The sequence below is a fragment of the Williamsia sp. genome (genome assembly GCF_016462415.1).
Lineage (GTDB): Bacteria > Actinomycetota > Actinomycetes > Mycobacteriales > Mycobacteriaceae > Williamsia_A.
In genome coordinates, this window is the sequence record NZ_JAEMTF010000010.1 from 71968 (window position 1) to 82993 (window position 11026).

Sequence of the window (11026 nt, forward strand, 5' to 3'; positions counted from 1 at the left end):
CCCGAATCGGTGACGCGTACCGAGCTCAATGTATACGGTGTCCACACCGAGATGTAGACAACGTACACATTGGAGGTCGAAATGCCCCGGTTGGTTCACCCGCCGTCGTCGATCGCCCCGTCGGCGCAGTCCGAGACGGCTCTACCGCCGGTCGTCGAGCCGGCGACCTGGCGCACCAAACTCGACGAGTTGCGCAGACGCGAGAAGGCCGCCACCCGCGAACTCGACGCCATCGCCGCCCAACGCCGCCCAACGCCGCCGCCTGCCCATGGTCGAGGTCGGCGACCACACCCTCGTCGGCGCGGACGGACCGGTCCGCCTCGCCGACATCTTCGACGGCGCCGCACAACTGATCGTCTATCACCACATGTGGTCGCCCGGGGAGCAGTGGCAGTGCGGTGGGTGCACCTCGTTCACCGCACAGTTCACCCGCCTGGACTTCCTCGCGAACTACGATGCCAGATTCGTCGTGGTAACCAATGCCGAGATCGGGGAGGCGTCGGCCTACCGCGACCGGGTCGGCAACCGCATGCCGTGGTTCTCGGCGGCGGGCACCACGTTCGGCGCCGAGGTCGACGCCCCCGAGGGCGGCGGGTTCGCGCTCAACGTCTTCCTGCGCGACGGGGATCGGGTGTTCCGCACCTACTCGACGACATCGCGCGGAGTCGAGCAGGCCGCGCACACCTTCCCGCTCGTCGACCTGCTGCCGTTCGGTCGGCAGGAGCAGTGGCAAGACTCACCCGACGGCTGGCCGCAGGGACCGGCGTACGCCGGCTGGCTGGACTCACCCGACGTCGCCGAGCGTTACGGGACCGACGCCGCCGGCTCGGAGGCGGTGCGGCGATGACGGCGCCGACCGACGAGCGTCTCGTGGTGCGTCGCGTTCTCCCGGCGACCGCCGACCACATCTTCGCCGCGCTCGCCGACCCCGATCGGCATCAGGACACCGAGCCGGGCGACTGGGTGCGCGACGCGGTGGACCCGAGCCCGATCAGCGGGACCGGGCACGTGTTCGCGGTCAACATGTATCTCGAGGCCGTCGGTGGGTCCTACGTCATGCACAATCTCGTCACCGAGTTCGACCCCGGACGCAAGATCGCGTGGATGCCGGGGCAGCTCACCGATGACGGCAAGCACGACCCTGGTGGCTGGGTGTGGCGATATGAACTCCGACCGCAGGGCTCGGGAACAGAGGTGACGTTGACCTATGACTGGTCGGGCACACCGCAGGCGATCCGCGACGAGATCGGCGGTCTCCCACCGTTCCCGGCGGATTTCCTCGACGAATCGCTGGCGGCGCTGGAGCGCGCCGTGACCACCGGTCCCTGAGGTCGCCCGATCAGACGTGACAGTCGGGGCAGCGCCCGAAGATCTCGACCGTGTGGCTGACGTCGGTGTAGCCGTGATCGGAGGCGACCGTGGCGGCCCAGTCCTCGACCGGGTCGGCCTGTACCTCGACGGTGGTCCCGCAGTCGCGGCAGACCAGATGATGGTGATGTCCGGCCGAGCAGCGCCGGTACCGGGACTCACCGGAATCCGTTCGCAGGACGTCGATCTCGCCCGCGTCGGCCAGTGCCTGCAGGTTGCGGTAGACGGTGGTGAGGCCGATGGATTCGCCCTCGGACTTGAGGGTGTCGTGGAGTTCCTGGGCCGAACGGAACTCGTCGACGGTGTTGAGCAGAGACGCGATGGCGTGGCGTTGCCGGGTGGCACGGACCCCGGTCGCCGGGACCGTGTCGGTCGCGGTGGCGCGCCCGCTCATTCGGTCCGCTCGGTGGCGTGGGCGACCGCATCGGTGACGATGTGGGCGAGGTGGTCGTCGACGAGGTGGTAGAGGATCTCGCGGCCGTTGCGCTGTCCGGAGACGACGCCCGCCGCCTTGAGCACCCGCAGGTGCTGGCTGATCAGGGGTTGGGTGACGCCGAGTGCGCCGACCAGCTCGTGGACGCACCTTTCCTGCTCGAGGAGTTGCAACACGATGGCGATCCGGACCGGCGCCGACAGCGCGCGCAGCAACTCGCTCGCACCGTCGAGCGCCGCGCGGTCGAGCGCGACGGTCGGTTCGAGCTGATCGCCGATCGGCTCGTCGGAGATGTCGGTCATCGGTGGTCCCGTCCTGGACGAACATTTGGCGGGGGAGAACCCGCCTCGTTAATTGCAATCATTTTCATATGCGTGGTGGGCCATGTCAAGGTGGTCGGGTGGTCCTCGATCGGTCAGCGCTCGTCGACGAAGCGTTCGAATCCGTCGACGAAGGACTCCGCGAGCCCGTCGGGCCAGTCCGACAGGCGGCGGTCCAATTCCTCGCCCAGTCGCTCCCGCATCAGGGCGATGACCCGGTCGCCGTCGACGGTCAGTGACAACAGGGTCGAACGGCCGTCGGCCGGATCCGGGGTGCGCACCACCAATCCACCCTCGGCCAGGCGCGCGGCGTAGCGACTGGCCACGCTGCGCTCCACCCCGGCGAGCGGCGCGAGACCGGCGGCGCTGATCGGGCCGTGTCGCGCGATGCCGCTGATCACGGTGTAGGTCGCCGGGGTCACCCCCAGGTCTCCCAGTCCTGCGGTGACGCTGCGATACAGCCCGACGCGGGTCTGTCGGTTGAGCAGCGTCGCCAGTGCGTTGGCCGCACGATCGCCGAGTGAGGGTTCCATGGTCGCCAATCTGCGTGTAATTTGAACGTACAAATTACACCTACTTTAGGAGTTGTCATGGTGGACAGCACGCAGGCGCGCCCGGTCGGGGCCGCTGATGTCCTCGCCGACGGGGTGGAGACCGCCGTGTTCGAGGGCCGCGAGGTGCGTAAGGGGACCGTCGCCGCGTTCGTCGCGAACGCACGTGCTCTGGAGCGGGCGGTCGAGGGCTCGCCGGAGAGTCGTCGTCTCGAGGAGCAACTGCGTCGTGCGGTGCCCGACCTGCGGTCGATCGGTGTGCTCGAGGTGTTCGCGCCCCGAACGCCACGGCTGGCCGCGGTGATCGATGGCGGGGAGCGGGCGCGCGATCGGTGACCCCGGCGGCGGCTAGGCTGTATCGGAACTCCGCGGCCTGTGCGTTCGCACTCGGCCGGGTGTTCACAACCCTGATCCCGAGATCCCTGTGGAGTGTGCGTTCATCGTGGCCGGACCATCGAGTCGAGTCGACGCCGTCGTCAACCTGTGCAAGCGCCGGGGGTTGGTGTACCAGTGCGGCGAGATCTACGGCGGTACGAAGTCCGCCTGGGATTACGGTCCGCTCGGTGTCGAGCTCAAGGACAACATCAAGAAGCAGTGGTGGCGGTCGATGGTCACCTCACGCGACGATGTCGTCGGGCTCGACTCGTCGGTCATCCTGCCGCGTCAGGTGTGGGAGGCCTCCGGGCACGTCAGCGTGTTCAACGACCCGCTGGTCGAGTGCCTGAACTGCCACAAGCGCCACCGCCAGGATCATCTGCAGGAGGCGTATGCGGAGAAGAAGGGACTCGACGATCCCGACGCGGTCCCGATGACCGAGATCGTGTGCCCCGACTGCGGCACGCGCGGCCGGTGGACCGAGCCCCGCGACTTCAACATGATGCTCAAGACCTACCTCGGACCGGTGGAGTCCGAGGAGGGCCTGCACTACCTGCGCCCGGAGACCGCGCAGGGCATCTTCATCAACTTCAAGAACGTGATGACCACGGCACGCAAGAAGCCGCCGTTCGGCATCGGTCAGATCGGCAAGAGCTTCCGCAACGAGATCACGCCCGGAAACTTCATCTTCCGCACCCGCGAGTTCGAGCAGATGGAGATGGAGTTCTTCGTCAAGCCCGGCGAGGACGAGCAGTGGCACCAGTACTGGATCGACACCCGCCGTCAGTGGTACATCGATCTCGGCATCGACCCGGAGAACCTGCGTCTGTTCGAGCACCCGGCCGAGAAGCTCTCGCACTACGCCAAGCGCACGGTCGACGTCGAGTACAAGTTCGGTTTCTCCGGCAGCCCGTGGGGTGAACTCGAGGGTGTCGCCAACCGCACCGATTTCGATCTGAGCACCCACTCGAAGCACTCGGGGGAGGACCTGTCGTTCTTCGACCAGACGACCGGTGAGCGTTTCACCCCGTACGTGATCGAGCCCGCAGCCGGACTGACCCGCTCGCTCATGGCCTTCCTGTGTGACGCGCTGGTCGACGAGGAGGTGCCGAACGCCAAGGGCGGCACCGACACCCGCACCGTGCTCAAACTCGATCGCCGGCTCGCGCCGATCAAGGTCGCGGTGCTGCCGCTCTCCCGCAACGAGCAGCTCTCGCCGAAGGCCAAGGCGCTCGCCGCCGAACTCCGCCAACACTGGAACGTCGAGTTCGACGACGCCCAGGGCATCGGCAAGCGCTATCGCCGTCAGGACGAGATCGGTACCCCGTTCTGCGTGACCGTCGATTTCGACAGCCTCGACGACGATGCGGTGACCATCCGCGAGCGCGACACCATGAGCCAGCAGCGGATCGCCATCGACAAGGTGGCCGGCTACCTCGCCGGTGAGTTGATCGGCTGCTGAACCCCGTTCGTCTCCGGGATCGATCTTCGGGTCGATCTCTGCCATAGTCGACGGCAGGTGCCGTCGTGCCGGGCAAGGGGTCCGGAGTGGATGGCGGCACGAGGAGAGTGAGTTGTCGTGGCGCAAGCAGTGACAGGCAAAGTCGTTCATTACGACGCGAATCGCGGGTTCGGGTTCCTCGCGCCGGAGTCGGGAGGCGCTGATGTCTTCCTGCACATCAACGACATCGACATCGACGAGTCGGAACTCAAGCCGGGCGCCCAGGTCGAGTTCGAGGTGGAGGAGACCGAACGCGGTTCCAAGGCGACCAACGTCTCGGTCATCGGTTCGGCCCCGGCCGCGCCGCCGCGTGGCGGCCGTCGCGACGATTCCGATCACGGTCGGGACCACGGGGCGCGTTCGTACCACGGGTCACGCGATCACGGTTCGCGAGACCAGGGCCGTGATCGCGCCGCCGCGCCGCGTCGTGCATCGCGCGGATCCGACTCGGCGGTGCTCGACTCGGCCGTGTTCACCGAGGAGTTGACCGAGCTGCTGCTCGACTCCTCGGGGTCGTTGACCGCGGAGCAGATCATCGCGATCCGCAGCCGTGTCACCGATTTCGCCATCGCGCGGGGCTGGGTGGTTGACTGACCGCGACGGCAGCCGCGCCCGAGAACCGGTGACATCCCCGCAGGATCGGGTCGCCGTCTACGACGAGCACGCGACGCGCAGGACGGTCGGTGAGCGCCCCAAGTCGTCGATCCTCCCGGGAACACAGAGCGAACAACGCAGCGAGTTCGCCCGCGATCGCGCGCGCGTGCTGCACTCGGCGGCGCTACGCCGCCTCGCGGACAAGACGCAGGTCGTCGGTCCCCGTGAGGGCGACACGCCGCGTACCCGTCTGACCCACTCGTTGGAGGTCGGTCAGATCGGCCGGGGTATCGCCATCGGGCTCGGCTGCGATCCGGACCTGGTCGAACTGGCCGGTCTGGCCCACGACATCGGCCACCCGCCGTACGGACACAACGGTGAACGGGCCCTCGACGAGGTCGCCGGGGACTTCGGCGGATTCGAGGGCAACGCCCAGAACCTCCGCATCCTGACGCGTCTGGAGCCCAAACTCCTCGACGCCGACGGTGCCAGTGTCGGCCTCAACCTCACCCGCGCCTCGCTCGACGCGACCCTGAAGTACCCGTGGGCACGCGACGAGCCGGGGACCAAGTTCGGCGCCTACACCGACGACCTGCCCGCGCTCGAATGGATCCGTGACGGGGTGACAGGCCCCCGTCAGTGCCTCGAGGCACAGGTCATGGACTGGTCGGACGACGTCGCGTACTCCGTGCACGACGTGGAGGACGGCATCATGGGCGGGCGCATCGACCTGCGCAGTCTCGGCGATCCCGACGATCAACGAGTGCTCGCGGAGATCGGCGTGCGCGAGTTCGCCGGTCTCGACTCCAACGAGCTCATCGAGGCCGCGCAGCGTCTGGCCGGACTGGAGATCGTCCGCGCCGCCGACGGTTACGACGGAACCCTCGTGCAGTCGGTCGCGCTCAAGGCGCTCACCAGCGAACTGGTCGGACGGTTCGCATCCGCGGCCATCGCCGGCACCCGGGAGTCGGCGGGGGAGGCGCCGCTGTGTCGTTACGGCGCGGACCTCTCGGTTCCCGCGCTGGTCGCCGCGGAGGTGGCGGTCCTCAAGACGGTGGCGCTCCGGTTCATCTTCTCCGACGCCCGGCACAAGTCACATCAGGAGCGTCAGCGCGACCGCATCCATCGCGTCGCCGGGTGGTTGCTGCGGGCCGCGCCGGGCGGATTGGACCCCTTGTTCGTGCCCGCGTGGGAGAACGCGGACGACGACGCCGCGCGCATGCGTGTGGTGGTCGACCAGATCGCCTCGATGACCGAGGGCAGGCTCGAACGTACCGACCGACAGAACTCAGGGGCGCAGGCCCACCTCGGCTGAGCCGGTCCGAGGGGCCTCGTGCACCGGGTCGCGGGTACCGACCAGCAGGATCTCGGTGTTCGCGTCGCCGTCATTGCGGACGCGGTGGGTGGTGCGGGCCTGGAAGTGCGCGGCGTCGCCGGGCCCGAGCGTCGTGGTCTGTTCGTCACCATCGGCGCCGATGATCAACTCGACGGTGCCCGACAGCACGTACATCCACTCCTCGCCGTCGTGATGTGCGGTGGGTGAGGAGCAGTGGGGGCTGATCGTGAGGTGCATCGAGTGCAGGTCTGGGAGGTCGCCGCTGAGCACCGCGATGTCGCCGCTGGCCGTGTGGTGCACGGTGCGTCGGTCACGGGGGATGACGTGCACCGCAGCCGGTGTGGTGTCGGCGACCAACTCGCTCAGCGTGATACCGAAGATCCGGGACAGTTCGATCAGCGTCCCGACCGACGCCTGGCGGCTCCCGGACTCGATCCGGGACAGTTGGGTGGCCGACAGCCCGGTCTCCTGCGCCAGCGCGCGTAGGGTCGCCCCGCGCGCCTGCCGCAGGGTGCGGACCCGACGTCCGATCCACCGCTCGTCGATCCGTTCGGTCATGCCCGCGAGATTAACGCCTGCGCGGGAGGTATGTGACCACATGGGTCGATGTGTTGCCTCCCGGGTTTGACGTCGGTCGATCATCCGGCGCACACTGCGCGTCGAGGAACTACGGCAGGAGCCCGCGCATGTCCCGATCGACCCCGGCCGCGCCGGGCGACACCGCGCCGACCGATCCATCGGCGGCGCCGTGGCGTGCGGGTGTTCTCGCCGTGCTGGCCGTGATCGCCCTCGGCGTCAGCCTGCGCCTGCTGTTCGGCAGTGCCTCGTCGGTCATCTCCGAGATCCGCGACAGCTACGGGCTCGGGTCGGTCGAGGTCGCCCTCCTGACCACCGGCCCGGTGGTGTGTCTCGGCCTGGGGGCGAGCGTCGCCCCGCGACTGGCCCGACGCTTCTCCGCGCTGCCGGTGGCAGCGGGCTGCATGGCGGTGCTGGCACTGGGTTCGGCATTGCGTGCCATACCCGGTTGGCCGATCCTGTTGGTGGGCACGGTGATCGGTGGGTTGGGCATCGCGGTGGCCAATGTGCTGGGGCCGGTCCTGATCCGATTGCTCTTCCCGCACCGCATCGGCGCGATGACCGGTCTGCTGACGGCGCTCATCTGCGTGAGTGCGGGCATCGCGTCGGGGATCACCCCGCCGGTCACCCGGGCGGTCGGCGACAGCTGGCGGATCGCACTCGGCCTGTGGGCGATCCCCGCGGCCATCGCCTTCGTCGCGGTGGCCCTGCTCGCCGGCTCGCACGGACGGGGCCTGCGTCGCGCCCGGGAGGTCGCACCCGCGGTGCCGGTGCCGTCGACACCCGTCGCGTCCCGACCGGGTGCGGCGCGGATGCGCTGGGCGATCACGGGTTTCATGGGGATCCAATCGTTGCTCGCCTACGCCACCGTGGCCTGGCTGCCGACCATCTATCGTGACCGCGGGCTGTCGGCGGACGAGGCCGGACTGATCTTCGCCGCGCTCAGTGTGGCCAGCATCGTCACCGCCCTGGGAGTGCCCGTGCTCGCGACCCGCATGCGGTCGCAGCGCCTGCTGTCCCTTGCCGTGGTCGCAACGGCGACGCTGGGTCTGCTCGGCGTCCTGTGCACCGGGACGTGGGGTGCGTGGCCGTCGGCGATCGTCATCGGGTTCGGTCAGGGTGGTGCGCTGTCGTTGGCTCTGGTCCTGATGAACCTGCGGTCGGCGACCGCGGCAGAGGCGACCGCGCTCTCCGCGGCGGCACAGACGGTGGGCTACCTCCTCGCGGCCACCGGACCGCTGGCGATGGGTGTGCTGCACTCGGCGACCGACGGCTGGTCGGTTCCGCTCATCGCTCTCACCGCGACGATGGTGCCCCTGGCGATCTGTGGTGTCGTCGCCGGTCACCCCGGCACGATCGGCGCCCCGAGCCCCGACCGCCACGGCGACTCCCCGTAGTCGCGCCCACCGATACACTCATAGCCGTGCCCGGCCGAATCCCTGATCGCGACATCACGGCCATTCGCGAGCGCACCCACATCGACGAGATCGTCGGCGACTACGTGGCGCTGCGTCGTGCCGGTGCCGACAGCCTCAAGGGGCTGTGCCCGTTCCACGACGAGAAGTCGCCGTCGTTCCACGTCCGGCCCAACCACGGACACTTCCACTGCTTCGGGTGCGGTGAGGGCGGCGACGTGTACACCTTCCTGCAGAAGCTGGAGCACATCCCGTTCGTCGAGGCCGTGGAGCAGCTCGCCGACCGCATCGGCTACCAGATCAACTACGAGGGCGGTGGAGCGAGCGTCGCCCGCGACCGCGGCACGAGAGCCCGGCTGGTCGCGGCCAACGCCGCCGCGCAGAAGTTCTACGCCGAGCAACTGCTGACCCCGGACGCCCAGAAGGCGCGCGACTACCTCACCGAGCGCGACTTCGACCAGGCCGCCGCGACACAGTTCGGCTGCGGGTTCGCGCCGATGGCGTGGGACGCGATGACGAAGACGTTGATGGCGCAGGGTTTCGAGTTCGCCGAACTCGAGGCGGCCGGTCTCTCGCAGCAGGGGCAGCGCGGGCCGCGGGATCGGTTCCGGCGTCGATTGCTCTGGCCGATCCGCAACCTCGCCAACGACATCATCGGTTTCGGCGCGCGCAAGATCTTCGACGACGACACCATGGGCAAGTACATGAACACCCCGGACACCATGCTGTACAAGAAGTCTCAGGTGCTGTTCGGTCTCGACCACGCGAAGAAGAACATCGCCAAGGGGCACCAGGTCGTCATCGTCGAGGGCTACACCGACGTGATGGCGATGCACCTCGCCGGTGTCACCACCGCTGTCGCCTCGTGCGGTACCGCGTTCGGTGAGGACCACCTGGCGCTGCTGCGCCGGTTGCTGATGGATGACTCGTACTTCCGCGGCGAGGTGATCTACACCTTTGACGGTGACGATGCGGGTAAAGCCGCCGCGCTCAAGGCATTCGAGGGCGAGCAGAGTATCGCCGGGCAGACCTTCGTCGCGATCGCCCCGGAGGGCATGGATCCGTGTGAGCTGCGTCAGTCCGGGGGCGACAACGCGGTTCGCGACCTCATCGCCCGGCGGATCCCGATGTTCCAGTTCGCCATTCGCGCGGTGCTGGCCGGACACGATCTGGAGACCGCCGAGGGTCGGGTGCACGCGCTGCGCGACACCGTCCCGGTCGTCGCGCGCATCAAGGACTTCGCGTTGCGCGACGAGTACGCGCGGCAGCTGGCCGGGTGGGTCGGCTGGGAGGACGAACGACAGGTCCTCACCCGCGTCCGTGAGGAGTCGGCGTCCGGGACGATGACCACCGGTGCGGGCGCACGCGCGCAGGCGCGTACGCGCAGGAACACCGCCGCGAGTAGTCCGACGGCGGGTGTGGCCGGGGCCGCGCGCCCGTCACCGACCGATCCGCGACTGTGGCCGCAACGCGAAGCGCTCAAGGCGGCGCTGCAGTACCCGGCGATCGCGGGCACGGTGTTCGACTCGCTACCGGTCGAGTGTTTCCCGGAGCCGGCGTACGCGCTGATCCGCACGGCCATGCAGACCGCGGGTGGTACCGGAGCAGGCCTCGGGGGAGCGCAGTGGCTCGACGTCATCGGACGCGAGTTGGACAACCCGGTGCTCACCTCGATGCTCACCGAACTCGCCGTCGAGCCGATGCCCGTCTCCGAGCAGGCCATCCCGCGCTACATCGGCAGCGTCCTCGCGCGTCTGCAGGAGGTGTGGGTCGGCGAACAGATCGCCGACATCAAGTCTCGGCTGCGCCGCATGTCACCGGGGGAGGACCCGGAGGCCTACAACGCGGTGTTCGGCGATCTGGTCGCACTGGAGGCGTATCGGCGCAGCCTGCTCGAGCAGGCCGTGGACCCGAACGCCCAGGCGGGCTGAGGTCAGTCCCGCGGGTCGCGGGGCGCGTAGACCGTCGTGGAATCGTCGATGTGGTGCACCTGCGTCAACGGGGCCTGCGGACTGAGCTTCTCCGACAACTTCTGTCGGCCGAGGTCGACGGCCTTCTTGGTCGCCGGTGACTCGGTCACCGCGTGGTAGGCGCCGCTGATCTGGTCATACCGGCGGCGGCCGGCCTTGGCGCCGAGTACGTACCCGACGCCGAGAAACGCGAGCAGTCGAACCATCGCTGTGCACCCTCCCGCCTGTGATCGAAAGTCATCACAGGGCCATGATCATCGTCTGTCATCCTGCCCGATCCCGCTCGGCGAGACCGCATCGGGCGTGGGTCCGGCGATGATGAGGACACCGATTTGGCGTGCCGCGCACCTGATGGGATAAAGTCATGACGCGGTCCGGCGCACGGAGGGTCACGATCCTCGGGCAACGGTCGTCAGCATTCCCCCATAGCTCAATTGGCAGAGCTTCCGACTGTTAATCGGACGGTTACTGGTTCGAGTCCAGTTGGGGGAGCCAGAACACCCTTCGACCCGGGGCGGTAGCTCAGTTGGTCAGAGCCGGGGACTCATAATCCCTTGGTCGCGGGTTCGAGCCCCGCCCGCCCCACT

At 68.4% G+C, this 11026-nt stretch carries 12 protein-coding genes, 2 tRNA genes and 1 pseudogene; 10 read left to right on the top strand and 5 right to left on the bottom strand.

Features of this window, described 5'->3' with window-relative positions; all coding sequences use genetic code 11:
* Nucleotides 1-81 precede the first annotated feature (81 nt).
* A pseudogene (locus JHC79_RS04510) lies at nucleotides 82-847 on the top strand (DUF899 family protein).
* A complete protein-coding gene (locus JHC79_RS04515) occupies nucleotides 844-1329 on the top strand; it encodes an SRPBCC domain-containing protein (RefSeq protein ID WP_296388762.1) in 486 nt (161 codons plus the stop codon). Before JHC79_RS04510 ends, JHC79_RS04515 begins: the two are co-directional and overlap by 4 nt.
* A gap of 10 nt (nucleotides 1330-1339) precedes the next feature.
* Here the strand turns inward: JHC79_RS04515 and JHC79_RS04520 are convergent, their stop codons facing one another.
* The 3 genes from JHC79_RS04520 to JHC79_RS04530 all read right to left on the bottom strand — a co-directional run bounded on the left by JHC79_RS04520 (nucleotide 1340) and on the right by JHC79_RS04530 (nucleotide 2654).
* The gene (locus JHC79_RS04520; protein WP_296388763.1) at nucleotides 1340-1762 is read right to left on the bottom strand and encodes a Fur family transcriptional regulator; all 423 of its coding nucleotides are present in this window, start codon (nucleotides 1760-1762) and stop codon (nucleotides 1340-1342) included.
* Nucleotides 1759-2103: a metalloregulator ArsR/SmtB family transcription factor gene (locus JHC79_RS04525; RefSeq protein ID WP_296388764.1), complete on the bottom strand. Its 345-nt coding sequence runs from the start codon at nucleotides 2101-2103 to the stop codon at nucleotides 1759-1761. The genes JHC79_RS04520 and JHC79_RS04525 overlap by 4 nt, the downstream gene beginning before the upstream one ends.
* A gap of 113 nt (nucleotides 2104-2216) precedes the next feature.
* A complete protein-coding gene (locus JHC79_RS04530) occupies nucleotides 2217-2654 on the bottom strand; it encodes a MarR family transcriptional regulator (RefSeq protein WP_296388765.1) in 438 nt (145 codons plus the stop codon).
* 57 nt (nucleotides 2655-2711) lie between these two features.
* Here JHC79_RS04530 and JHC79_RS04535 point away from each other — a divergent pair, with 57 nt between their 5' ends.
* The 4 genes from JHC79_RS04535 (at nucleotide 2712) to JHC79_RS04550 (ending at nucleotide 6457) form a co-directional block, all read left to right on the top strand.
* Entirely contained in the window at nucleotides 2712-3008 is a 297-nt protein-coding gene (locus tag JHC79_RS04535; RefSeq protein WP_296388767.1) for a hypothetical protein, read from the top strand.
* 106 nt (nucleotides 3009-3114) lie between these two features.
* The gene (locus JHC79_RS04540; protein ID WP_296388769.1) at nucleotides 3115-4509 is read left to right on the top strand and encodes a glycine--tRNA ligase; all 1395 of its coding nucleotides are present in this window, start codon (nucleotides 3115-3117) and stop codon (nucleotides 4507-4509) included.
* Between the two features lie 117 nt (nucleotides 4510-4626).
* Nucleotides 4627-5142 (top strand): cold-shock protein, encoded by a 516-nt coding sequence (locus JHC79_RS04545; protein WP_296388771.1) that lies wholly within the window; start codon nucleotides 4627-4629, stop codon nucleotides 5140-5142.
* Between the two features lie 109 nt (nucleotides 5143-5251).
* Nucleotides 5252-6457, top strand: a complete 1206-nt coding sequence (locus JHC79_RS04550; RefSeq protein ID WP_296388794.1) for a deoxyguanosinetriphosphate triphosphohydrolase — start codon at nucleotides 5252-5254, stop codon at nucleotides 6455-6457.
* On the opposite strand, the gene JHC79_RS04555 is transcribed toward JHC79_RS04550, so the two are convergent.
* A complete protein-coding gene (locus JHC79_RS04555; RefSeq protein WP_296388772.1) occupies nucleotides 6431-7036 on the bottom strand; it encodes an XRE family transcriptional regulator in 606 nt (201 codons plus the stop codon). The genes JHC79_RS04550 and JHC79_RS04555 overlap by 27 nt on opposite strands.
* 128 nt (nucleotides 7037-7164) lie before the next feature.
* Here JHC79_RS04555 and JHC79_RS04560 point away from each other — a divergent pair, with 128 nt between their 5' ends.
* Together JHC79_RS04560 and dnaG are read left to right on the top strand one after the other, a co-directional pair.
* On the top strand, nucleotides 7165-8451 hold the full coding sequence (locus JHC79_RS04560) for an MFS transporter (protein ID WP_296388774.1): 1287 nt from the start codon (nucleotides 7165-7167) through the stop codon (nucleotides 8449-8451).
* Nucleotides 8452-8477: 26 nt separating this feature from the next.
* Nucleotides 8478-10400: a DNA primase gene (dnaG, locus tag JHC79_RS04565; RefSeq protein ID WP_296388776.1), complete on the top strand. Its 1923-nt coding sequence runs from the start codon at nucleotides 8478-8480 to the stop codon at nucleotides 10398-10400.
* A 2-nt stretch (nucleotides 10401-10402) separates the two neighbouring features.
* Here dnaG and JHC79_RS04570 read toward each other — a convergent pair whose 3' ends face one another.
* The gene (locus JHC79_RS04570) at nucleotides 10403-10645 is read right to left on the bottom strand and encodes a hypothetical protein (protein ID WP_296388777.1); all 243 of its coding nucleotides are present in this window, start codon (nucleotides 10643-10645) and stop codon (nucleotides 10403-10405) included.
* Nucleotides 10646-10858: 213 nt separating this feature from the next.
* Between JHC79_RS04570 and JHC79_RS04575 the strand changes: the two genes are divergently transcribed.
* Both JHC79_RS04575 and JHC79_RS04580 read left to right on the top strand, forming a co-directional pair.
* Nucleotides 10859-10934, top strand: a tRNA-Asn gene (locus JHC79_RS04575).
* 16 nt (nucleotides 10935-10950) lie between these two features.
* A tRNA-Ile gene (locus JHC79_RS04580) sits at nucleotides 10951-11024 on the top strand.
* Nucleotides 11025-11026 lie beyond the last annotated feature (2 nt).

Bases quoted from the DNA above. Each gene is read 5' to 3' on its own strand.
- JHC79_RS04530 (WP_296388765.1), bottom strand. From the start codon at position 2,654: ATGGAACCCTCACTCGGCGATCGTGCGGCCAACGCACTGGCGACGCTG.
- JHC79_RS04515 (WP_296388762.1), top strand. From the start codon at position 844: ATGACGGCGCCGACCGACGAGCGTCTCGTGGTGCGTCGCGTTCTCCCG.
- JHC79_RS04555 (WP_296388772.1), bottom strand. From the start codon at position 7,036: ATGACCGAACGGATCGACGAGCGGTGGATCGGACGTCGGGTCCGCACC.
- JHC79_RS04535 (WP_296388767.1), top strand. From the start codon at position 2,712: ATGGTGGACAGCACGCAGGCGCGCCCGGTCGGGGCCGCTGATGTCCTC.
- JHC79_RS04520 (WP_296388763.1), bottom strand. From the start codon at position 1,762: ATGAGCGGGCGCGCCACCGCGACCGACACGGTCCCGGCGACCGGGGTC.
- JHC79_RS04570 (WP_296388777.1), bottom strand. From the start codon at position 10,645: ATGGTTCGACTGCTCGCGTTTCTCGGCGTCGGGTACGTACTCGGCGCC.
- JHC79_RS04525 (WP_296388764.1), bottom strand. From the start codon at position 2,103: ATGACCGACATCTCCGACGAGCCGATCGGCGATCAGCTCGAACCGACC.
- JHC79_RS04560 (WP_296388774.1), top strand. From the start codon at position 7,165: ATGTCCCGATCGACCCCGGCCGCGCCGGGCGACACCGCGCCGACCGAT.